A 23591-nucleotide genomic window follows, 5' to 3' on the forward strand; every position below is an offset into this window, starting at 1 on the left:
GAATCGCGGTAATACGTTACTAACCATTATGTTGTCATGATCAGTAACGTTTTCTTTTTTAGTACGTTTAAGGCACAATCACGGTAAATACATACGCCGCCATATTTACTAACAATACAACGCCGTAAAGCATGTTGGATTTACCGTGATTCAGTGAAACCATTACCACAAAGGCGGAAAGTGCCAATAACACCATCGACTTCCAATCCAATCCCAGTACCATGTTGATGTCAAACATCAGGCACACGAGAACGACGGACGGAATAGTCAATCCAATACTTGCCAAAGCGGAACCGAGAGCCAAATTGACACTGGTTTGTAAGCGGTTGCGACTGGCTGCAGTTAACGCAGCCAAACCTTCCGGCATTAAAACGACAGCGGCAATAATCACCCCGACTAACGCTAACGGCGCTCCGGCGGCGACAACCATGGTCTCAATCGCAGGAGAAAGTCCTTTAGCAAGCATCACGACAATACCTAAGCATACGATCAACAGCAGTAAACTCATCAGGGCAACTTTGGTCGACGGCGGTTCGGCATGATGATTCGGGTTGTCATCATCGGCTAAAAAATAATCGCGATGGCGAACGGTTTGCATCATAATAAATGAAAAATAAAGGACTAAAGAGGCTAACGCTACAAAAATCAGTTGTGAGTCGGTATACGTTCCGCCTTCTGAGCTTGTGGTAAAATTAGGTAAAATCATGGTGAGAACTAGGATAGAAACTAATGTCACTAACGCAGTGCTGACCGATTTTTTATGGAAAAATTGAACGTGGTGTTTCAGCCCGCCAATCAACAAACAGCCGCCTAAAATACCGTTTAAGATCAACATAATGGCGGCAAAAACCGTATCTCTTGCCAAATAAGCGGCATTGTCGCCGCCGGCAATCATTAAAGAGATGATCAAGGCAACTTCGATAATCGTAATCGCCAACGCTAAAATGATCGTGCCGAACGGTTCGCCGACTTTGTGTGCGACAACTTCGGCGTGGTGAACGGCAGAAAGTACGCTGCCGATTAACAATGCTCCTCCAGTGAGCTGAAGCCAAATATTGTCCTTCATCCCAATAAAATAGATTGCCCACGCTGCAAGCGGTAAGATGACCGACCAAACGGGTAATCGGGCGTGAGAGTTTGTTGCCATATTTAATCTCCTTTTTTTATAATAATTTAACAGTCTTGTTCTTTGGCTCTCATAATCTCAATAATTTGTCTGTCCATGTAGACCATGCTTTTTGTCGCAATGGCGCATAAATTATTGATTGATTTGTCAACGCAATGTTCCACAATGCCTTCATTGCCGGTGACTCTGCTGTTATCCAATGCCATTAACACTGCTTTATAGGCGGCGGAAACACCGGTGGACACTTTCATGGCGCAGCTGTTTGAGGCGCCGTCACACAGCACCCCGCTGATATCGCCGATCATACTGCAAATCGCCATACTGATGGCATTAAAATCCCCTTTAAGTAAATAAGCCATACCGGCGGCACTACCCATCGCCGCCGTGGTGACGGCACAGAGGGCGGAAAGTTTTGGTAATTTGCTGTGAATATAAATTGCAATGGTATGGGATAAAAATAAGGCTCGGATCAACTGTTCATCCGTAGCACGAACAAAGCGGGCAACCACCACGGAAGGCATGGTCGCCGTAATACCTTGATTGCCCGATCCCGAGTTACTCATCGCCGGTAGTAATGCACCGCCCATTCTGGCATCGGAAGCGGCAGTGGTTTCAATCACAATTCGACTTAACAGGTCATCCGATAATAAACCGAGTGAGATCTGCTTTTTCAAGGTTTTTCCGATGTGTAAACCGTATTGATGCGTCAGCCCCTCTTCAGACAATGCGGAATTCAGCGTTGCTGCCTCAGCAATAAAGGCTAACTTATCTAAAGGCGCTTGCATGGCAAAGTGATAAATTTGCTGTGCGGAAAGCGTATTGAAAAATTGACCATCGTCCGTGACATCGGCATTAACCGTTTCCTGTTTAAATAGAACCTCACCGTTTTTTTCAACCAGCACGACATTGGTGTGCGAATCCTGAATGCAGACTTTCACCCAACCGCATTCGCCCAACACAAGCGCTTCGGAATACAACGGACAGTCGACATTGGCAATATCGACACTGACTTGATGCTTTTCCAGCATAGCTTTGGCTTTTCGTACGTCGGACGGTTGAATTTTTTTCAGCACTTCCAGTCCGGCAGCAGGATCACCGGCTATCGCCCCGACGGCAGCGGCGATCGGCAAGCCGACCATACCCGTGCCGGGAACGGTAACGCCCATACCGTTTTTCATCAAATTGGGCGAAACCTTGGCTTGAATGCTCAGTAAAGGAGAATTAAGATAGGAAGCCGCGATTGCCGATGCTAATGCTAACGAAATCGGCTCCGTACAACCCAACGCCGGTGCGACGTCTCGCTTTACAATGGCAATCAGTTGATCGCCGAATTCTAATGTATCATTCATACTATTCTCTATTTTTGTAAAATTTTGTCTATTTTAACCGCTTGTCGCGTGTGACAAAATAAATTTTAAAATTGCTTGCCTTAATTTGAATAAAAATGCAGAATTACTGCATAATTTCTCAGTTTTTTGCATTATTACCTTATGCTGTCAAAGTTTAGCTTGAATGCAAACGTTTGCTTTAGTACACTTAGCCGCCTATTCCTGACTAAAGAAGATTAGGCGGCTTTCAAAGTGAAAGCGAACAATTTCAACGATTAGGAGTATATATCATGTTTGAACCTGCCATTTTAGTTCTTGCCGACGGTTCTGTTTTTCATGGAAAATCTATTGGTTATCACGGACATACCATTGGCGAAGTGGTATTCAATACCGCAATGACGGGCTACCAAGAAATTCTCACCGATCCTTCATACACGAATCAAATTGTCACATTAACTTATCCGCACATCGGCAATACCGGCACAAATAACGAAGACGAAGAAGCCGATAAAGTGTATGCCGCAGGTTTAATTATTCGTGATCTTCCCCTTATTCATAGCAATTTCCGTGCGAACTCTTCGCTTTCTGATTATCTTGTTAAACATAAAATCGTCGCAATCGCCGACATTGACACACGCCGTTTAACCCGTATTTTGCGTGATAAAGGCGCACAAGCAGGCTGTATTTATGTCGGTGATGATGCGGCTAAAGCCCTTGAACTTGCCAACAGTTTCGGCTCAATGGCTGGGCAAGATTTAGCCAAAGAAGTGACCTGTAAAGAGCTGTATCAATGGACGGAAGGCGAATGGCAACTCGGCAAAGGTTATGTGCAACAAACTAATCCTGAATTTCACGTTGTCGCTTACGATTTTGGCGTAAAACGTAATATTTTAAGAATGCTTGCTGAGCGTGGTTGTCGTATTACCGTTGTGCCGGCAACGACTTCCGCAGAAGCCGTATTAGCCTTAAATCCGGACGGTATTTTCTTATCTAACGGCCCGGGCGACCCAGAGCCTTGTACCTATGCGATTACCGCTATTCAAAAATTATTGGCAACCAAAAAACCGATTTTCGGTATCTGTTTAGGACATCAATTACTCGGATTAGCCGCTGGTGGCAAAACGAAGAAAATGGCATTCGGACACCACGGTGCAAACCACCCTGTACAAGATTTAGATACACAAAACGTACTGATCACCAGCCAAAACCACGGTTTTGAAGTTGATGAAGCCAGCTTGCCGGCTAACGTTCGTGTCACCCACCGCTCACTCTTTGACGGCACAGTACAAGGCATTGAACTCACCGATCAATCGGCATTCTCGTTCCAAGGACACCCAGAAGCCAGCCCAGGTCCACACGATGTGGCATACCTGTTTGACCGCTTTATTAATGAATTGAGAAAAGCGAAAGGGTAAACAAATGTTTCGCACATACCCTTTCAAACTCGTCAATGTCTTTGCCGAACAACACTTTGGTGGAAATCCGTTAGCCGTATTTCCCCAAGCTGATGGGCTGAGCGATGAAGAAATGCAACAGATCGCCAAACAGTTCAATTTGAGCGAAACGGTCTTTGCTTTTAGCTCACAAACGGCAGAGGCGGATTTACGTATTTTCACACCTGCTTATGAACTGCCATTAGCAGGGCACCCGACCTTAGGTTGTGCTTATGTGTTACAGCAACAACGCCATTTGCCCGAACGCTTTACGCTCAACACAAAATCGAAAGCGGTAAGATTATTCGGAAAAAATACGAAGATGGAGCTTGCGATTGACGGCTACGCTATACAGCCAAGCAAAGCCACACATCAGCAACTATCCAAAGCGACAGGGTTAAGTGAAACAGCGATTGCCGATACAGCCTACTGGCTCAATAGCGGATCGCCACAACTTTTGTTACAAGCCTTTGATCGTAAAGCGATTGAGCAGGTTCGTATTGATTACGCTGAATTAGCAACCATTTGCCAAGCGGATCAAGAGCATACAGTGATCTATTTGTGGTGTGAAGAAGGCGAACAAATCTATGCCCGTTTCTTCTATGCCGACAATGGTGTCATTTTAGAAGACAGTGGAACAGGTTCTGCCTGTGCAAATTTGGGGGCTTATTTCCTTTCACAAGGCAAATTTCCCCTTGCTCGCCACATTCACCAAGGCGACCAAATGGGCAGACCAAACCGTCTAACGCTAAGATTGGATGATAACCAAACAATCTATGTCGGCGGACAAGTGATTGAAGTCGGAGAAGGGGTATTTAAATTACCGTAACAAGCGGTGAGATCTTGCGGAAAATTTGTAAAATTTTGTGAAAAAGTGACCGCTTGTAAAAAATAAATACTAGATAATAGTAGGTAAATATATGAATAAAGATATAGAAAATTTTTCTCCAGAGGTTTGCCAAGAACTGAAATTTTATGTTTATCGCTTAGTTGATCCAAGAAACGGGGAAACCTTTTACGTAGGAAAAGGTAAAAACAATCGAGTTTTCCAACATGTAAAAACAGAGGTCAAATACGATCAAGAGCTTGATGGCGATGAAGAACAGGATGATATTTCTTTGAAGTATTCTCGAATCAGAGAAATTCGCCGTGCAGGGTTGCGTGTTATTCATATAATTCATCGCCATAACATGACACATGCAATTGCTCATGAAGTCGAAGGTGCTCTTATTGATGCTTATCCAGGATTATCAAATATTCAGGGCGGGCATGGTAATAATGAATGTGGTGCAATGAACGCATTTCAAATTGAAGAAAAATATAACGCTCCTTTTGCTGAAATTGATGAAAATGATAGATGTCTCATTATTAGTATTAATCGTTCGATTTCACAAGGCTCTATCTATGATGCGGTACGGCTAGCGTGGAGACTCGATGTAGAAAGAGCAAAGCAGGCTAAATATGTACTTGCTGTAGAAAAAGGGCTTATTATTGGTGTACTCATTCCCAAAGAATGGCGCGCTGCCACAAAAGAAAACTTTCCAGAATTACCTCATGATCGAGCTGAACGCTATGGATTCACTGGCGAATTAATAGCAGAAGATAACCAGCTCTATCAAAATATTATTAAAAAGTATTTACGTAAACGTTTACCAGATAAGTATCGTAAACGCGGAGCGAGCAATCCGATAAAATACGCCTATAAAAAAGAAAATATAAAATCTGAATAATCGTACAAGCGGTAAGATTTGATGAAAAATTTGCAAAATGAAACAATAGTGTTATATACGGGAATAAATCTAGATATGCTGGAAACAGAAGGCGGTTCTGGTTATTGGGATATTAATAAAAGTCGAATTAAAAACATTGATTATTTGCTCGCAGTAAAAAATCATAATCCAGTGTATGCAACAGATACGCATAAAGTACCAAAAGGGACAGCATTTTTAATTGCCAAAGTATCAGGAATGTTTACAGAACAATGTGATAAATATAAAGGTAAAAAAGTTATTACACTTTCAGAATATGCAGAGATTTGTATTCCAAATGCTTGGCTGAGTTTGACTGAAACAGGTGGTTTACCTGCTCGACGATATTTTGATACACAAAAGGTCTTAGATACGTTGGAGATTAATTTGAATACACTTGAGTGGAAGCCTTTTATACCTAAAATGCCTTGTAAACCACATTCAAGAAGATATTTATAAAAAGACAAGCGGTGAGATCTGATAAAAAATTTGCAAAATTTTGTGAAGAAGTGACCGCTTGTATTCAAGTCCCCTCCCCCGCTTGCGGGGGAGGGTTAGGGTGGGGGGGAGCTAACTAAAATGAGAGAGCGAGAGCCACAGCAACTAAAAATATATTCAAAACAATTAAAAGCTGAGATGACCGATGCAGAAAAACTGCTATGGTCCAAAATTCGAAGAAAGCAACTTAATGGCGTGAAATTTTGTCGGCAGAAAATTGTAGGAAATTATATTGTTGATTTTCTCTCTTTCGACAAGAAATTGATCATTGAGCTTGATGGCGGACAACACGCTGATCAAGTTGAATATGATAAAAAGAGAACCGCATTTTTAGAACAGCAAGGATTTACCATTATTCGTTTTTGGAATTCGGAAGTATTACGAGAAACTGATAGCGTATTAGAACAATTATGGACATTAACAAAGTCCGATGAACGTTAGTCCCCCCACCCTAGCCCTCCCCCGCAAGCGGGGGAGGGGATTAAATAGTGGCGGATATTAAAAGACAACCAAATTCAACAACAGAGAAAAAACTATGCCAAAACGTACAGATATAAACACGATTTTAATTATTGGTGCTGGTCCGATTGTCATTGGGCAAGCGTGTGAATTTGACTACTCAGGGGCGCAGGCGTGTAAGGCGTTGCGTGAAGAAGGCTATAAAGTGGTGTTGGTGAACTCAAACCCAGCGACCATTATGACCGATCCGAATATGGCGGACGTGACCTATATTGAACCGATTGAGTGGCGAACGGTGGCGAAAATCATCGAAAAAGAGCGTCCTGATGCGATTTTGCCGACAATGGGCGGTCAAACGGCATTAAACTGTGCTTTAGATTTATCTCGTAATGGAGTGTTAAAACAGTTCAATGTTGAGCTGATCGGGGCGAGTGAAGATGCGATTGATAAGGCGGAAGACCGTGGTCGTTTCAAACAAGCGATGGAGAAAATCGGTTTGTCTTGCCCGAAATCTTTTATTGCTCACACCCTTGAAGAAGCCTTGAAAGCACAGGAAGCGGTCGGTTTCCCAACATTAATTCGTCCATCATTTACAATGGGCGGTTCAGGTGGCGGTATTGCTTATAACCGTGATGAATTTTTAGCGATTTGCGAACGGGGATTTGAAGCGTCACCAACCCACGAGTTGTTGATTGAACAATCTGTACTCGGTTGGAAAGAGTATGAAATGGAAGTGGTGCGTGATAAGGCGGACAACTGCATTATCGTCTGTTCGATTGAGAACTTTGACCCGATGGGCGTGCATACGGGCGACAGCATTACCGTTGCGCCTGCACAAACTTTGACCGACAAAGAATATCAAATTATGCGTAACGCTTCTTTAGCCGTGTTACGTGAAATCGGCGTGGATACGGGCGGCTCAAACGTGCAATTTGCGATCAACCCTGAAAACGGCGAAATGATCGTAATTGAAATGAACCCTCGTGTGAGCCGTTCTTCTGCCCTTGCGTCTAAAGCGACGGGCTTCCCAATTGCGAAAGTGGCGGCAAAATTAGCAGTAGGTTATACCTTAAATGAACTGCGTAACGATATTACGGGCGGTTTAATTCCAGCGTCTTTCGAGCCAACCCTTGACTATGTCGTGACCAAAATTCCACGCTTTGCCTTTGAAAAATTTGCGAATGCAGACGACCGTTTAACCACACAAATGAAGTCTGTCGGCGAAGTGATGGCAATGGGAAGAACTTTCCAAGAGAGCTTACAAAAAGCGTTGCGTGGCTTAGAAACGGGGATTTGTGGTTTTAACTTGCTATCGGAAGAACCTGAAAAAATCCGTCGTGAACTGGCAAACCCAGGTCCGAACCGTATTCTTTATGTTGCCGATGCCTTTGGTGCAGGTTTTAGCTTAGATGAAGTTCATCACTATTCAAAAATCGATCCGTGGTTCTTAATTCAAATTCAAGATCTGGTGCAAGAAGAGCTTTCTCTTGAGAAAAAACAGTTAAGCGATTTGGAGCGTGAAGAATTGCGTCGTTTAAAACGCAAAGGTTTCTCGGATAAACGTATCGCCCAGCTCACCAAAGTCAGCGAAAAAGCGGTGCGTGACTATCGTCATACCCTTGGTATTCTGCCAGTTTACAAACGTGTCGATACCTGTGCGGCGGAGTTTGCTTCTGATACGGCTTACCTCTATTCTACTTACGAAGAAGAGTGCGAAGCGAACCCGTCTGATCGTAAAAAAGTGATGATTTTAGGCGGTGGTCCAAACCGTATCGGACAAGGGATCGAGTTCGATTACTGCTGTGTTCACGCTTCCCTTGCCTTGCGTGAAGCCGGCTATGAAACCATTATGGTGAACTGCAACCCTGAAACCGTTTCGACGGATTTTGATACTTCTGACCGCTTGTACTTCGAGCCATTAACGCTGGAAGATGTGTTGGAAGTGGTGCGTGTAGAACAGCCGTGGGGCGTGATTGTTCACTATGGCGGTCAAACACCGTTAAAACTGGCAAATGCTTTACACGAAAACGGCGTGAACATTATCGGCACATCAGCAGACAGCATTGATGCAGCGGAAGACCGTGAACGCTTCCAAAAAATCCTACACGATTTGAACCTAAAACAACCAGCTAACCGCACGGCTCGCAATGCACAAGAAGCGGTGGCGTTGGCAAATGAAGTGGGTTATCCGTTGGTGGTTCGCCCGTCTTATGTACTTGGCGGACGAGCAATGCAAATCGTCTATAATGATGAAGAATTGAACAAATATATGCGTGAAGCGGTGTCTGTGTCTAACGACAGCCCGATCTTGCTCGACCACTTCTTGAACAATGCGATTGAAGTCGATGTGGACTGTATCTGTGACGGCGAAAACGTGGTGATCGGCGGTATTATGCAACACGTTGAACAAGCCGGGATCCACAGTGGCGACTCGGCGTGTTCTCTACCTGCTTACTCGTTAAGCGGTGAGATCCTCGATGAAATTCGCAGACAGACCAAAGAAATGGCGTTTGCCCTTGGGGTGAAAGGCTTAATGAATGTGCAGTTTGCTGTGCAAAATGATGTGGTATATGTTCTTGAAGTAAACCCTCGTGCCAGCCGTACCGTGCCGTTTGTGAGCAAAGCGACAGGTCAGCCGTTAGCCAAAATTGCGGCTCGTGTAATGGCTGGAGAAAGCCTAGCGGAACTTAATGCCCTTGAAGAAGTGATCCCACAAAAATACTTCGTGAAAGAAGCGGTTTTCCCATTTATCAAATTCCCGGGCGTAGATACGATTTTAGGCCCTGAAATGCGTTCGACAGGTGAAGTCATGGGCGTGGGCGAAACCTTTGCCGAAGCCTTCTTTAAAGCACAATTAGGTGCAGGTGAGCGTATTCCAAGAACCGGAAAAGTGTTCTTATCGGTGGATAACAACGACAAACCACGCTTATTGGATGTCGCAAAACGCTTACAAGAGCAAGGCTACGGCTTATGTGCAACCTTAGGCACGGCAAAATTCTTACGCGAAAACGGTATTGCGACCCAAATCGTGAATAAAGTGCGTGAAGGCAGACCGCATATCGTGGATGCGATTAAAAACAACGAAATTGCGATGGTCATCAACACCGTAAACGGTGAGCCTGAAGTCATTGCCGACAGCCACTCAATCCGTCGCACAGCTCTGCAACAACGTGTACCGGTGTATACCACGATTGCGGGTGCTGATGCGATTTCTGAAGCGGTAAAACATATTAATGAATTTGATGTGTATTCGGTGCAGGAGTTGCATCAAGGGCTGAGCTACTAAACAAATAGCGCAACGTCAAAAAATGGCACAATATGTGCCATTTTTGTTGACATAGCAGACAAAATAACTACTGGGGGAAGTTTGTAGTGTAAGTCGCTCATAAAGAGGTGTCAGTAATCAATCGATACCATCAAAAGCGCCTTTCTCAGGCTCGCCCAATCGCCATTCGACGGTACCGAACATGCCTAAAGAGTGGTCGATCATTCTCACATAATCCAGTGATACTTCCCAAACAGGTAATTGATCGATTAATTCGTGTTGATACTCTTTTTTATAGAGATCTTTGGCAATCGTTGCTTTTTCTCCCTCAAGCAGGCGAACTATTCCGGTAAATTGAATACCTTGAAGAGAAGGATTGAAACGTGTCGGACAAAAAATCGTGCCGGCAACATAAGGATTTTTTAACATGACTTGGGCATGGTGAGTTTCACTACTGCTGATATAAATTAAACGGTGGTTCTCTTCATCAAAAACATAGTAAAACGCATTTGCCCAAGGGCGATCATGTTGAGAGCAACAAATCGTGCATAAATATTTTTTTTGAATAAAAGACGTGATCCGTTTTTGCATAGTCGCATCCTTATTATAAATGAAGTTGAGGTAAGCCTAAAATGCAATCCATGACAGAGAAAATATACCGCTAACCCATCAAAGATACAATAGTTTTCTTAAATTTCTGTGTGTTTTGTCAATGATTGAGTGAGACTGCCTTCAAGCCTATTTTCATACTATTCCAATACCAATAAATCCGGTAGTGTTGCAAAACTTTCCGATTTAACGGTATGGTGAAAATCATCGATATAAGCTTTATTCAAATCAGTCTCTCGAATAGCGCTGTAAAGGTTGCTGTATAAGCCGTGTTGTGTAATTTTTCGGGCAACGACATAGCCTCGTTCAAGGTAAGGTTTTACCGCCCAATAAGGCAGAGCAGCCACTCCCCGCTTACTGGCAACCAATTGAATAATGGCAATGGTCAGTTCACTTGTTCGGCGGGCAGGATTAATCCCGGCCGGATGTAACACTTTGCGCAATAAATCCAACATATCGTCAGGGACCGGATAATGAATCAAGGTTTCTTCACGAAAATCTTCGGGTTCCCAAATGTCTTTTTGCGCCAACGGATGATCTTTCGAACAAATGGCGACCATTTCATAGGAAAAGAGCGGTTTATACACGATACCGGCGGTTTCTTCCGCTTCGGAAACTACCGCCCAGTCCGCACGACGACTCAATAATAACCCGACGGTATCGGTATGAAAGCCCGACACGATATCCAATTCAACCAGTCCCCAACGTTGTCGAAAGGTATCCATTGCCGGCATTAACCAATCAAAGCAAGTATGGCATTCGACCGCAATACGCAATTCCCCCGCTTCGCCTTGTTTAATCCGCACTAAGTCCAATTCAGCTTCAATAACTTTAGGCAAAATATCATTGGCTAACTGAATTAAACGTTCGCCGGCGGCAGTAAAATGAATCGGCTGCGTTTTGCGCTCAAACAGGGTTAATTCATATTGATCTTCAAGCAGTTTGATTTGATGGGAAAGCGCCGATTGGGTTAAATGCACCCGTTTGGCGGCCAAAGAGACGCTGCCGCTTTCTTTCAATGCTTGCAATGTTTTCAAGTGACGAAGTTCAAGGAAGATTGGTTTCATGATGAGAGATATTCATTAAACAGAACGGTAAGATGAATATTATCTGTGATCCTGCTTGATTACAAGTTTTGCAAAATGTTCTCAACATCCGACCGCTTGTTATGGTGTACTGGTATGCTGATTTGATGTGGAAACAGGGATTTCACTTTCAATTGATGGCTGATGGCAATACATAGGCTCTCTTTTAATTCGCGTTGTAATAATGCCATTAATAACATAGCGGAGTCCTCATCCAGCTGATTTGTCGCTTCATCTAAAAAAAGTATATCAGGGCGATGTAATAAGGCTCTTGCAATGCCGATTCGTTGTTGTTCACCGCCTGAAAGCCGTTTTTGCCATTCTTGTACTTCATTGAGCGAAGCTGCTAAATGCGGTAAGCCAGCTTGTTTTAAAAGGCATTGCAATCTGACATCATCATTAAGCGGTTCATCGGGGTAGCTTAACACGGCTCGTAAGCTGTCTTCCGCTAAATAAGGCTTTTGTGGTAAAAATAAGAAAGAACGAGCTTGAAGACGAATATCGCCTTGATAATACTGCCATAAACCCGCTAAGGTTCTGAGTAGTGTAGATTTACCAATACCGCTTTTTCCTTCTAGTAAAACCCAATCGCAAGCGGTCAGTTTGAGTGAAAAATTTGCAAACAGCGGTTTGCCTTGTGGTGTTTGAACGGTGAGATGATCTACTTCAAGGCGACAATCAGCATCTGAAATAATGTGTGATGTGCTTTGTTGCTCCAATTGGGTTAAACGTTCCTGAAAATCGGCTAAACGTTTAATTACTGCCGACCATTCAATCAAACGTTTATAGTAATCCATAAACCAACCGAAACCGTCTTGCACATTGGAAAATGCACTGCGAGCCTGCATCATATCGCCAAATGTCATTGTTCTGGCAAGATACATCGGCAAGGTTGCTAAAATTGGAATAAACAGGCTTAAACGTAGGTAAGTGGCGGAGAAGGTTTCGACTTTCATTTCTCGTTTAATTAAGTCAAACCAATTCTGTTTGATCCCCTGAAAACGAGCAGATAATCGTGAAATTTCCTGTTTTTCACCGTGATAAAAGGCGATTTGCTCCGAATTGTCGCGAATATGCAATAAAGTTGCTCGATAGTCTGCTTCTTTATGCTGACGCTCAACATTTAAACCTTGTAATTTATGTCCGATAAAATGCATAAAAAGCGTACAAATTAGAGAGTAAAGCAATGCAATCCAAACTAAATAGCCGTGAATAGTCCAATCCACTCCCGCAAAAGAAAACTGTTGTACGCCAGACATTTGCCATAAAATCGTGATAAAAGCCCCTAATTTGGCTACATTCATCACAAAATATTTGAATAAGTCGATACTTTGCTCAGCTAATAAAAAACAGTCTTCAGCAATCCGTTGATCAGGGTTATCAATATCGTTTGAAAAAGTTAAACGGTAGTGATTGTGTTGGTTTAGCCATTGTTGCTGAAATTGCTTGGTCAAATGTTCTCGCCAACGGAAAATCAGAATTTTTCGCAGCCAGTTGCCAAACACAATAAAAGCAACAATCAACGTAATATAACTCAAATAATTTAGCACTAGTTGAGGAATCACTTTGCCGTTGAAATCGGCTAGGGCATCGTAGAAAAGCTTATTCCATTCAGTAATCCATACGCTTACCCTAATAATCAAAAGGGCAAATCCAAGCATTGCTACAAGTAATAGCCACTCAAACCATTGCTGGCGGCGAAACCAAAATGGCGTAGCAAGTTGTTTGAAATGTCGAAGTGTTTTCATCGTTTTGCAAAAAAGAGAAAAGAACAGACCGCTTGTAAGCGGTCTGTTCCGAGTGAAAATTTACCGATTAAAATTTCCAGTCTAAGTTAAAGACAACGGTGCGTTCCTGACCGTAGAAATTATTAATGCCCAAAGTTCTGACACGGTTATTTTCATAGTATTTGCGGTTAGTTAAATTCTTTCCGACAATCCCTAACGCAATATGTTTGCTGACTTGATAACGGATATTGGCATCCCAAATCGCATAACCGCCTTGTTTGACCGAGTATAAACTATCCGTTTCGCTTTGCATCATCACCCCTGCACCAATCGACCATTTTTTGCTATCAAACGGTAAGTTATAGTCGGTATAAAAGCGGAACATATGCTTCGGTGTATGTTTACTATAATTTGTTCCAGCTAAATAGCGAGAACTTTCCGTTTCTAAGTATTTGTTTTGGTTAAATGTATAACCTGCAAAGAGTTGCCAATCGTCTGTGATTTTTCCTGAAATTTCGACATCAACACCACGGCTGCGTACTTCACCTAATGTGCCGTAATATCCCCCATTTTTATGGGTGGCATCATCAATATAGACAGGGCGGTTTTTTTGGTTAATTTGGAATAACGCCACAGTTGCATTAAGCTGTCCATTATACCATTCGCCTTTCCAGCCGATTTCTTGGTTGTTGCCTAATACCGGTTTTAGCACATTACCGTCGCGATCCGTTGAGCTGTTCGGTTTGAAAATACTGGTATAACTTAAATATAAGCTATTGTTTTCATTAAGATCATAGGTTAAACCGAAGTAAGGCACAAAACGACTGCGTTTTAAATGTGAATGTTCATCCGCATCGGTATCAAGTGCATTATTCCACCAGTCGTAATTGGTATTACCGATACGTTTCCATTGAGTATAGCGAGTACCTGCTAATAGATGGAGATTGTCTAAAATATTAAAACGTGTCCCGAACGAAACTGAGTTAGAGTAAATCGTACGATCGTAGAAGGTTTGATCGTTATAGTCTGTACTCCAATTCGGTTCGGCAATTTCTGTTCCTGTAAAGGTAAATGGATCATAGGCAGAGCTACTACGAACACGACGCCAACGAGAGTCGTTATATTCACGATTATAGGTATAACCTAGGAAAATATCGTGTTTGCGTCCTAATAATTGATATTTACCGGTTAAGTTACTTTGAAAGACAAATTGATTTCCTTCGTTATCGTAACGTTGTAAATTATTTGTGTTTATTGTATTACCACGAACTAAACCCGTATAAGCGGTACTGGTTGCGGCTAAGTAGCCGAATTGGTTGGTGTTATTGTTTTGGGTGTAACTGATTTTATTATTCAATTTCCAATCTTCATTAAAGAAGGTTTCAAGTTCCGCAAATAAATTAAGTTTACGGCTCTTATCTCTATTCCAGTTATAGCCTAAATAAGTATCACGAGCTAATCCGCTTTCACTACCGTTTACTCCCATCGGAATGCCGAATACATCCGGGGTCGTATGGGTATTTTGATATAAACCGCCAAGCGTGAATTGGCTGTTTGAACCGACTTCCATATCAATAACACCATAAACAAGGCGTTTATTGTTATCGGATAGTAGATTTTTATCCGTTGGATCATTTTCTAAGACCGACACTAAACGTCCACGCACTCCAGCTCCAATCGTGCCTGAAATGTCCGTCATAGTACGAGCCTTGTTGTTAGTATCAAAACTGAAATTGCCGTTTGCTTGAAATTCGGAAGTCGGACGTTTACGTACCGCATTAATGGTTCCGCCCGGTTCGCCATTAGCTTGCGTAAGCCCTGTTGCACCGCGCACGACTTCAATATGATCGTAAACGGCTAAATCCGTCATACTTTGCGGATCGCGGAACGTATTTGCATTTGATCCTCGTACTGTGCTTGAAATACCATCTTCTTCAATTTGGTCAATATAAAACCCACGGGATTGGAAGCGATAGTAACCAGCATCAGTAATCACATTCACACCAGTTGTCGTTTTTAAAGCATCTTGCATATTATCAATAGCACGTTGATCTAAATGTGCTTTAGTCACGACGCTGACGGACTGTGGTGTTTCTTTTGGAGAAAGAACTAAACCTGTTGTTGTGGACATTGCCGAAGCCGTTAGCGATTTGCTGTGTTCGCTTAAGGTATTGCCGCTGGCGGCGGTGACTTCAACGGTGCTTAAATCGGTGGTTTCAGCCATGACAGAAGAGACAATAAATGTTGCAATGAGTGAAAGCTTAAAAGAGGTTGTGTTCATAATAGTTACAAATAGTTATAAAAAAATCGAACTTTGATTCTAGGGATTTTGATAATTATTTTCAATTTTAAGAAAAGTGCTATTTCAATTATTTACCGTTCTTTTAAAAGCTGAATTTTATCTCGTGTTTTATCATTCTCCGTTGAGTTGTTCCTTTTTTATAAGGAAAAATCTTTCCGACTATTTGCAAATTTTCGTGATGATCGTACCGCTTGTTTACGTCGGTGCATCAGAGAGTATCAGCGGTGATATTGCTATTGTGTCGCTAAGTATTGTCCGTCATTAACTACGTAAAGGTTTCAACACGTTAGCCATTTTCAACGATATTTCTTTAGTTTATTAATAATTTTCATAATAAAAATGAAAATTATGAAGTTGATTAATCATCTTGTTTTATAGATGATGTTCTCAGACATTTAGACGGCTAAACGTCTAAATACGGTTTTACAAAATATCACAGGAGAACATCATGACAACATTCCACATTCTAGGCTTTCCACGCGTTGGGGCGAAACGTGAATTAAAATTTGCACAAGAACGTTACTGGCGTGGTGAAATTGCAGAACAAGATTTATTAGATTTAGCTAAAGCTTTGCGTGAAAAAAATTGGAAACACCAAGCAGAAGCCAATGCTGATTTCGTGGCGGTGGGCGATTTTACTTTTTACGATCATATTTTAGATCTGCAAGTGGCAACGGGAGCAATTCCTGCTCGTTTTGGGTTTGACAGCCAAAATTTAACGCTTTCTCAATACTTCCAACTCGCTCGTGGTAACAAAGATCAATTTGCCATTGAGATGACCAAATGGTTCGATACCAACTACCACTATCTCGTGCCAGAGTTCCACAAAAACACCGAATTTAAAGCCAACCCTGCTCACTACGTCAATCAAATCCGTGAAGCGAAAGCCTTAGGCTTGAATGTCAAACCGGTGATTGTCGGGCCATTAACTTTCCTTTGGTTAGGCAAAGAGAAAGGTGAAGCCTTCAATCGCTTTGAATTATTAAACAAACTTGTGCCTGTTTACCGTGAAATTTTAACCGCACTTACAACAGAAGGTGCGGAATGGATCCAAATTGACGAGCCTGCTTTAGCCTTAGATTTACCGGCAGAATGGCTGGCGGCTTATTAAGCGGTCTATGCGGAATTAAGCCAAGTGAATGCGAAATTGTTATTAGCGACCTATTTCGGTTCGGTGGCAGAACACGCAGAGTTGCTCAAAGGCTTGGCGGTTGATGGCTTGCACTTAGATTTAATCCGTTCGCCTGAACAGCTTGCCGCCTTTGAAGATTACAGCAAAGTGCTTTCTGCCGGGGTGATTGACGGGCGTAACATTTGGCGTGCGAACTTAAATCAAGTGTTAGATCTGCTTGAGCCGTTAAAGGCGAAATTAGGTGAACGTTTATGGATTGCCCCAAGCTGTTCATTGTTGCATACGCCCTATGATTTAGCGGTGGAAACGCAACTACAAGCGAATAAACCTGAACTTTATCAATGGCTTGCCTTTACGCTACAAAAAATCGAAGAATTGTCGGTAATTAAGACCGCACTTGAGCAAGGTCGTGCAGCGGTACAAGCACAATTAGACGCAAGCCAAGCGGCGGCTGATGCCCGAGCAACATCAAAAGAGATCCACCGTGTAGAAGTGGCAGCACGTTTAGCCAACTTGCCTGAAGGGGCGGATCGCCGTCAATCGCCATTTGCAGAACGTATTGCGAAGCAAAATGCGTGGCTAAACTTACCGCTGTTACCAACGACAAATATCGGTTCATTCCCACAAACCAGCGAAATCCGCCACGCCCGTGCGAGCTTTAAGAAAGGCGATTTAAACCTTGCGGATTACGAAGCGGCGATGAAAAAAGAGATTGAATATGTGGTTCGCCGCCAAGAAGAGTTAGACTTAGATGTGCTGGTTCACGGCGAAGCGGAACGTAACGATATGGTGGAATATTTCGGCGAATTACTTGACGGCTTTGCCTTTACCAAATTCGGCTGGGTGCAAAGTTACGGTTCACGCTGTGTCAAACCGCCTGTGATTTATGGTGATGTGGCTCGCCCTGAACCGATGACGGTGCGTTGGTCGCAATATGCCCAAAGCCTCACCAACAAAGTGATGAAAGGAATGCTGACAGGTCCTGTGACGATTTTACAATGGTCGTTCGTGCGTAACGATATTCCACGCTCAACGGTCTGCAAACAGATCGGCGTGGCGTTATCGGACGAAGTGTTGGATTTAGAAGCGGCAGGGATCAAAGTGATCCAAATTGATGAACCTGCTATTCGTGAAGGCTTACCACTCAAGCGGTCAGATTGGGACGCTTATTTGCAATGGGCAGGCGAAGCTTTCCGTTTAAGCTATATGGGCGTACAAGATGACACCCAAATCCATACCCATATGTGTTATTCCGAGTTCAACGACATTTTACCTGCGATTGCTGGCTTAGATGCAGACGTGATTACCATTGAAACCTCACGCTCCGATATGGAATTACTCACCGCTTTTGCCGACTTCAAATACCCTAACGACATCGGACCTGGTGTGTACGACATCCACAGCCCACGCGTACCCAAAGCAGAAGAGATCGAACATCTGTTGCGTAAAGCCTTGAAAGTGGTGCCAAAAGAACGTTTATGGGTCAACCCGGACTGCGGCTTAAAAACCCGTGGCTGGAAAGAAACCATCGAACAGTTGCAAGTGATGGTGGACGTCACGAAGAAATTGAGGGCGGAATTAACGTAATTTTCAACATTCATTCAAAGGGCATCGAATTGATGCCCTTGTTTTTTAAGGGGTTGATGGTATTAATGTCCTCATTTCGTTAGAATGGTGTCAATTTTATGATTAAATCAGGATATCTAATGACCAACGCTCTTCACACCAAACAATCGACTATTTCATCTGTTATCTGGAACATGGCAAATATGTTGCGTGGCACTTATCGCCCGCCACAATACCGTCGTGTGATGTTGCCGCTTATCGTCTTAGCGCGTTTTGATGCGATTTTATCGCCTTATACTGCGGTAATGAAAGCCAAAGCAGACGAATTGGCGAAGATGGGGGATAAAGCACCTAAAGGTGCATTGTATGAAAAGGCACTGACTGAAGTTGCCGATGCCAACCGTGAGCAACCGCTTTACAATACCAGCGGTTTTGATTTGCAAAAATTACTGGCAGACCCTGACCACATCGCAGCTAATTTAGTGAAATACCTACAAGGTTTTTCTGCCAAAGCCAAAGATATTTTCGACAAATTTGAATTTGAAAATGAAATCGAAAAACTCGATAGCAGTAACCGTCTATATGCCGTCATTTCACAATTTCAAAAAGATTTGAAAGAAAACGGCATCAATCTTTCGCCTACACATATTTCCAACTTGCAAATGGGTTATATCTTTGAAGAGTTGGTACGTAAATTCAACGAACAAGCTAATGAAGAAGCCGGTGATCACTTCACACCACGCGAAGTCATTAACCTGATGGTAAACCTGATTTTTGAAGAAGACCAAAAGCGTTTAAGCCAGCCTCACGTCATTGCCAGCATTTACGATCCGACTGCAGGCACGGGCGGAATGCTTTCCGAATCAGAAAAATACCTAAAAAACTACAACGATACCATCAAGCTGAAACTGTTCGGACAAGAGTACAATGCGGAATCTTACGCCATTTGCTGTGCCGACCTACTTATTAAAGATGAGCCTATTGGTAATTTGGTTTATGGCGACACCCTCGGTGTAAAAAATAATAAAAACACCAATACAGGTTTTGTGCCATATGATGGACATAGTAGTAAGACATTTGATTATATGTTCTCCAATCCCCCTTTTGGCGTGGATTGGAAAAACGAGCAAGATTTTATTAATGACGAAGCCAAAAGCGGCTTTGCCGGGCGTTTTGGTGCAGGCTTACCACGTATCAATGATGGCTCGTTATTGTTCTTACAACATATGATTTCCAAAATGCAACCTACTGAGCAAGGCGGTAGCCGAATTGCGGTAGTGTTTAACGGCTCGCCGCTATTTACCGGCGATGCAGGCAGTGGCGAGAGCAATATCCGCCGTTGGATTATTGAAAATGACTGGCTGGAAGCCATTATCGCCTTACCCGACCAACTGTTTTACAACACAGGGATTTATACCTACGTTTGGATTGTCAGCAACAAAAAATCCGCACAACGCCAAGGCAAAGTGCAGCTTATTGACGGCACACAACATTATCAAAAAATGGCGAAATCTTTAGGCGATAAACGCAATGAGCTTTCAGCCGAGCAAATCGCCGATTTAACCCGGCTTTACGCCGATTTTAAAGACGGTGCAAGCGGTAAGATTTCCACAAAAGTTTGCAGTAAAATTTTCAACAACCCAGATTTCGGTTATTTAAAACTCACGGTTGAACGCCCGTTACGTTTGAATTTCCAAGTCAATCAAGAACGCATTGAACGAGTAAAACTTCAGTCTGCATTTGCAAATTTAGCGGTAAGTAAAAAACGCAAAGATGAAGCCGAAATTCAAGCAGAGGAAGCCGAAGGCAAGCGACAACAACAGCAAATTTTGACCGCACTTTCAACCATCGGCGATACGCTTTACATCAGCCGCAATGAGTTTCTCAAAGTCTTTGATAAGGCAATGAAAACCCTTGATTTCAAACTTGCCGCACCGCTCAGAAAGGCAATTTTAGATGCATTAAGTGAACGTGATCAAACTGCCGAAATTTGTAAAGACAGCAAAGGCAATATGGAGCCGGATACACAACTTCGAGATACCGAGCTTGTGCCATTGCCGTCTAACATCCGTTTGCCGCTGCCTGTGGATTACAGCGACAACAAACCGACAGAATTGGTCAAACTTGTGAAAGACCACTGTGAAGCCTACTTAAAAGCCGAAGTGTTGCCACACGTTGAACACGCTTGGATTGATTACGACAAAACCAAAGTGGGCTATGAAATCCCTATTAACCGCCATTTCTACCAATACCAACCGCCAAGGGCTTTAAGTGAAATCAAAGCGGATATTGATGCGTTAGAAAAAGAGATTATGGAAATGTTGGGGAATGTGTAAGGAGTAAAAATGAATAAAGATTTAACCACATCATTAGTTGCACGCAGTAACGTGCTAAACAACAAATATGCTTTGGCTGAATTGGAAAACAATTTACAGCTTGGTGGTTTGGTTTGGGAAAATGAAACCGTTTTTACCAAGCAGCAAGCAGCCCAGATTTTAGATGTTACCGAGAGGACGATTGATAACTACATTGCCAATTCAGGGGAAGAATTAACAAAAAACGGTTATCGAATATTAAAAGGAAAAGCCTTGAAAAACATAAGGTTAGCCTATGTCGACGAAATCAATTTCGTCGACATCAGCCCAAAAGCACCATCACTCGGTATTTTCACTTTTCGAGCTTTGCTCAACCTTGCAATGCTGGTCACAGAAAGTGAACGTGCTAAATTTATCCGCAGCCGAATGCTGGATATTGTGATTGATGTAATTGCTCAAAAAACAGGCGGAAAAACCAAGTTTATCAATCAGAGAGATACAGATTATTTACCTGCCGCCTATTTAGAAGAAAGCTACCGCAAACAGTTTACTAACGCTTTGCGAGATTATTTAGAAATGGGTAATAGCAAATATGGCTTATACACTGACAAAATCTACCAAGTCATTTTTTGTGAAAACACTAAAGAATACCGCCAAATTTTGAGATTAGTAGAAAAAGAGCAAACCCGAGAAACAATGTATGCCGAAGTGTTAAAAGCCATTGGCAGTTTTGAAAACGGTTTGGCAGTGGAAATGCAAAAAAAATCTGAAACTTTGGGTAGAAAATTGTTACCTGTGGAATTAGATCAACTCATTAAAGATGCAGCAGAAAATCCTTATTTGCAGCCGTTTATTTTAGACGCACGCATCAAAATGTCGAGTCGAGACTTAGGTTTTCGGGAAGTATTGCACGAAAAGTTGGAACAATATATCCAAGCCGTGCCTGAAAATGATTTTGACCGCTTCCTTGGCGAACGTAGCAGATCGCTGCAAGAACAATTAAACGATGCTGAAACACTCGCCGTATTGCAACGTTTAAAGGATCGTTAAAATGAAACTTACAACCCTTTATTTTGACGTTGCCCACAGCGTAAAAATGCACGATTGGATTATTGAAAAATCAGGTGGATTAGCTGGCACATACCCCGACGGTGAAGGAAAATTGCACAGCGTGTTGGAGCATATTCAAAATGATGACTACTATCCGACCTTTGAAGATAAACTGGTACATCTGATTTATTCCATCAATAAACTACACGTATTTCTTGACGGCAATAAACGCGCTAGCCTTGTGTTAGGCGCATATTTTTTAGAGCTCAACGGCTATGATTATTGTGTGAAAGAATTTACGCTGAAAATGGAAAATATCGTAGTTTGGTTGGCAGAGAGCAAAATTCCCAAAGATTTGCTACATAAATTGATTTGTTCCATTTTAAATAACGAAGAAGATTATGATGAAGCTTTAAAATACGAATTATGGTGTGCCATCAGTCAAGAAATGTAGCCTACAAGCGGTCAAAAACAGGAAAAAATTTGCAAATGAACAAATACGAACAATACAAACCCAGTGGTGTGGAATGGTTGGGGGAAGTGCCGGAGCATTGGGGTATATGCCGTCTGAAAAATACTTGCACCATTTATAATGGCGCAACACCGAGTTCAGCCAACCCCGATTATTGGGATGGTGAAATTATTTGGGTTACACCTAAAGATATTAATAACCAAAAATTTATCGCCACATCAGAACGAAAAATTACCGAAGAAGGTTTTCAAAATTGCGGTACAAATATTGTACCGAAAGGCTCCGTTATTTTGACCACGCGTGCGCCCATTGGCAAAGTGGCAGTTGCAGAACAAGAATTGTGTACCAATCAAGGTTGTAAATCATTGGTTATCAATGAAAAAATCAAAAGCCATTTTTTATATTATTTATTAGCTTCAAGCAATGAAAGATTGAATACGCTTGGAACAGGCACGACATTTATGGAGCTTGGCGCAGCGGCATTAGGAAGTATAAAAATAGCCCTTCCCCCTATTGAAGAACAAACCACCATCGCTGCCTATCTCGATGAACGCACGGCATATATCGACCGCTTGATCGCTAAGCAACAAGCGTTGTCGGAAAAATTAAGCGAAAAACGTACCGCACTTATTACCGAAGCGGTGTGCGGGCGGGTAAAAATCTCCCCTAGCCCCTCTTTACAAAAAAGGGGAACAAGCCCGAGCGAAAATAATGCTCAGAGCGAAAATAATGCTCAGAGCTCAAAACACCACGAAACAGCCCCCCTCTTTAGCAAAGAGGGGCTGGGGGAGATTTGTTTCAAAGACAGCGGCATTCAATGGCTGGGGGAAATTTCGGAGCATTGGGAGGTTGAGAAAACCAAATTTCATTTTGATTTTTCAAAAGGTTTAACCATCACTAAAGAAAGTTTAGTTGATGACGGTATTCCTTGCGTCAATTATGGCGAAATTCATTCAAAATTTGGCTTTGAAGTAAAACCTGAAATTCACGATTTGAAATGTGTGCCGTCTGAATATTTGGAACATTCTCAATTTGCTTTATTGAAGAAAGGTGATTTTGTTTTTGCGGATACGTCCGAAGATGTAAAAGGTTCGGGAAATTTTACGTATTTGAATAGTAATATTCCAACATTTGCAGGTTATCACACCATTATCGCTCGATTAATCCAAAATCATAATTCAAGATTTTTAGCATACGTTTTTAATTCCGAACCATTCAGAAATCAAATTCGTACACAAATTAAAGGCGTAAAAGTATTTAGTATTACGCAAGCAATTTTAAAAAATACATTCGTTTGGCTTCCCCCCATTGAAGAACAAACAGCTATCACCACCTACCTCGACACTGAAACCGCCAAAATCGACCGCTTGCAGGCAAAAATCGGTGAGTCGGTGGAACGTTTGAAAGAATACCGAGCGGCGTTGATTACACAGGTGGTGACGGGGAAGGTAAAGGTGTAGCAGCCGGTGAAATTTT

At 42.5% G+C, this 23591-nt stretch carries 16 protein-coding genes and 1 pseudogene; 11 read left to right on the plus strand and 6 right to left on the minus strand.

Annotated features, from left to right (window positions below):
* Window positions 1-67: 67 nt before the first annotated feature.
* Window positions 68-1147, minus strand: coding sequence for a calcium:proton antiporter (locus tag ACEYKX_RS01155; protein ID WP_373766909.1), 1080 nt, complete (start codon window positions 1145-1147; stop codon window positions 68-70).
* Between the two features lie 26 nt (window positions 1148-1173).
* Complete coding sequence (locus tag ACEYKX_RS01160; protein WP_373766910.1) at window positions 1174-2475, minus strand: serine dehydratase subunit alpha family protein; 1302 nt, start codon at window positions 2473-2475, stop codon at window positions 1174-1176.
* Window positions 2476-2744: 269 nt separating this feature from the next.
* Here ACEYKX_RS01160 and carA point away from each other — a divergent pair, with 269 nt between their 5' ends.
* From carA to carB, 6 genes are all read left to right on the plus strand, one after another.
* Window positions 2745-3869, plus strand: coding sequence for a glutamine-hydrolyzing carbamoyl-phosphate synthase small subunit (gene carA, locus ACEYKX_RS01165; protein ID WP_373766911.1), 1125 nt, complete (start codon window positions 2745-2747; stop codon window positions 3867-3869).
* A gap of 4 nt (window positions 3870-3873) precedes the next feature.
* Window positions 3874-4716 carry a PhzF family phenazine biosynthesis protein gene (locus ACEYKX_RS01170; RefSeq protein WP_373766912.1) on the plus strand — a complete coding sequence of 281 codons (843 nt, stop codon included), beginning with the start codon at window positions 3874-3876 and terminating at the stop codon, window positions 4714-4716.
* 91 nt (window positions 4717-4807) lie between these two features.
* Window positions 4808-5617, plus strand: coding sequence for a hypothetical protein (locus ACEYKX_RS01175; protein ID WP_373766913.1), 810 nt, complete (start codon window positions 4808-4810; stop codon window positions 5615-5617).
* Between the two features lie 21 nt (window positions 5618-5638).
* Window positions 5639-6094 (plus strand): hypothetical protein, encoded by a 456-nt coding sequence (locus ACEYKX_RS01180; RefSeq protein WP_373766914.1) that lies wholly within the window; start codon window positions 5639-5641, stop codon window positions 6092-6094.
* Window positions 6095-6214: 120 nt separating this feature from the next.
* Complete coding sequence (locus ACEYKX_RS01185; RefSeq protein WP_373766915.1) at window positions 6215-6574, plus strand: endonuclease domain-containing protein; 360 nt, start codon at window positions 6215-6217, stop codon at window positions 6572-6574.
* Between the two features lie 94 nt (window positions 6575-6668).
* A complete protein-coding gene (gene carB, locus ACEYKX_RS01190) occupies window positions 6669-9878 on the plus strand; it encodes a carbamoyl-phosphate synthase large subunit (RefSeq protein WP_373766916.1) in 3210 nt (1069 codons plus the stop codon).
* Between the two features lie 117 nt (window positions 9879-9995).
* Here the strand turns inward: carB and ACEYKX_RS01195 are convergent, their stop codons facing one another.
* From ACEYKX_RS01195 to ACEYKX_RS01210, 4 genes are all read right to left on the minus strand, one after another.
* Entirely contained in the window at window positions 9996-10448 is a 453-nt protein-coding gene (locus tag ACEYKX_RS01195) for a pyridoxamine 5'-phosphate oxidase family protein (RefSeq protein WP_373766917.1), read from the minus strand.
* Between the two features lie 158 nt (window positions 10449-10606).
* Window positions 10607-11533, minus strand: a complete 927-nt coding sequence (locus ACEYKX_RS01200; protein ID WP_373766918.1) for a LysR family transcriptional regulator — start codon at window positions 11531-11533, stop codon at window positions 10607-10609.
* A 59-nt stretch (window positions 11534-11592) separates the two neighbouring features.
* Window positions 11593-13299: an ABC transporter ATP-binding protein/permease gene (locus ACEYKX_RS01205; protein ID WP_373766919.1), complete on the minus strand. Its 1707-nt coding sequence runs from the start codon at window positions 13297-13299 to the stop codon at window positions 11593-11595.
* Window positions 13300-13366: 67 nt separating this feature from the next.
* Window positions 13367-15559 (minus strand): TonB-dependent siderophore receptor, encoded by a 2193-nt coding sequence (locus ACEYKX_RS01210; RefSeq protein ID WP_373766920.1) that lies wholly within the window; start codon window positions 15557-15559, stop codon window positions 13367-13369.
* A gap of 469 nt (window positions 15560-16028) precedes the next feature.
* On the opposite strand from ACEYKX_RS01210, the pseudogene metE reads away from it, so the two are divergent.
* The 5 genes and pseudogenes from metE to ACEYKX_RS01235 all read left to right on the plus strand — a co-directional run bounded on the left by metE (window position 16029) and on the right by ACEYKX_RS01235 (window position 23575).
* Window positions 16029-18299 (plus strand): annotated as a pseudogene (gene metE, locus ACEYKX_RS01215) (5-methyltetrahydropteroyltriglutamate--homocysteine S-methyltransferase).
* 119 nt (window positions 18300-18418) lie between these two features.
* Window positions 18419-20614: an N-6 DNA methylase gene (locus ACEYKX_RS01220; protein WP_373766922.1), complete on the plus strand. Its 2196-nt coding sequence runs from the start codon at window positions 18419-18421 to the stop codon at window positions 20612-20614.
* Between the two features lie 9 nt (window positions 20615-20623).
* Window positions 20624-21643 carry a DNA-binding protein gene (locus tag ACEYKX_RS01225; RefSeq protein WP_373766923.1) on the plus strand — a complete coding sequence of 340 codons (1020 nt, stop codon included), beginning with the start codon at window positions 20624-20626 and terminating at the stop codon, window positions 21641-21643.
* Window position 21644: 1 nt separating this feature from the next.
* Window positions 21645-22097, plus strand: a complete 453-nt coding sequence (locus ACEYKX_RS01230) for a type II toxin-antitoxin system death-on-curing family toxin (RefSeq protein ID WP_373780363.1) — start codon at window positions 21645-21647, stop codon at window positions 22095-22097.
* Window positions 22098-22132: 35 nt separating this feature from the next.
* On the plus strand, window positions 22133-23575 hold the full coding sequence (locus ACEYKX_RS01235) for a restriction endonuclease subunit S (RefSeq protein WP_373780364.1): 1443 nt from the start codon (window positions 22133-22135) through the stop codon (window positions 23573-23575).
* The last annotated feature ends 16 nt before the right edge of the window (window positions 23576-23591 follow it).

The organism is Glaesserella sp., assembly GCF_041817755.1.
Taxonomy (GTDB): domain Bacteria; phylum Pseudomonadota; class Gammaproteobacteria; order Enterobacterales; family Pasteurellaceae; genus Glaesserella.

Bases quoted from the DNA above. Each gene is read 5' to 3' on its own strand.
- ACEYKX_RS01155 (WP_373766909.1), bottom strand. From the start codon at position 1,147: ATGGCAACAAACTCTCACGCCCGATTACCCGTTTGGTCGGTCATCTTA.
- ACEYKX_RS01160 (WP_373766910.1), bottom strand. From the start codon at position 2,475: ATGAATGATACATTAGAATTCGGCGATCAACTGATTGCCATTGTAAAG.
- carA (WP_373766911.1), top strand. From the start codon at position 2,745: ATGTTTGAACCTGCCATTTTAGTTCTTGCCGACGGTTCTGTTTTTCAT.
- ACEYKX_RS01170 (WP_373766912.1), top strand. From the start codon at position 3,874: ATGTTTCGCACATACCCTTTCAAACTCGTCAATGTCTTTGCCGAACAA.
- ACEYKX_RS01175 (WP_373766913.1), top strand. From the start codon at position 4,808: ATGAATAAAGATATAGAAAATTTTTCTCCAGAGGTTTGCCAAGAACTG.
- ACEYKX_RS01180 (WP_373766914.1), top strand. From the start codon at position 5,639: ATGAAAAATTTGCAAAATGAAACAATAGTGTTATATACGGGAATAAAT.
- ACEYKX_RS01185 (WP_373766915.1), top strand. From the start codon at position 6,215: ATGAGAGAGCGAGAGCCACAGCAACTAAAAATATATTCAAAACAATTA.
- carB (WP_373766916.1), top strand. From the start codon at position 6,669: ATGCCAAAACGTACAGATATAAACACGATTTTAATTATTGGTGCTGGT.
- ACEYKX_RS01195 (WP_373766917.1), bottom strand. From the start codon at position 10,448: ATGCAAAAACGGATCACGTCTTTTATTCAAAAAAAATATTTATGCACG.
- ACEYKX_RS01200 (WP_373766918.1), bottom strand. From the start codon at position 11,533: ATGAAACCAATCTTCCTTGAACTTCGTCACTTGAAAACATTGCAAGCA.
- ACEYKX_RS01205 (WP_373766919.1), bottom strand. From the start codon at position 13,299: ATGAAAACACTTCGACATTTCAAACAACTTGCTACGCCATTTTGGTTT.
- ACEYKX_RS01210 (WP_373766920.1), bottom strand. From the start codon at position 15,559: ATGAACACAACCTCTTTTAAGCTTTCACTCATTGCAACATTTATTGTC.
- ACEYKX_RS01220 (WP_373766922.1), top strand. From the start codon at position 18,419: ATGACCAACGCTCTTCACACCAAACAATCGACTATTTCATCTGTTATC.
- ACEYKX_RS01225 (WP_373766923.1), top strand. From the start codon at position 20,624: ATGAATAAAGATTTAACCACATCATTAGTTGCACGCAGTAACGTGCTA.
- ACEYKX_RS01230 (WP_373780363.1), top strand. From the start codon at position 21,645: ATGAAACTTACAACCCTTTATTTTGACGTTGCCCACAGCGTAAAAATG.
- ACEYKX_RS01235 (WP_373780364.1), top strand. From the start codon at position 22,133: ATGAACAAATACGAACAATACAAACCCAGTGGTGTGGAATGGTTGGGG.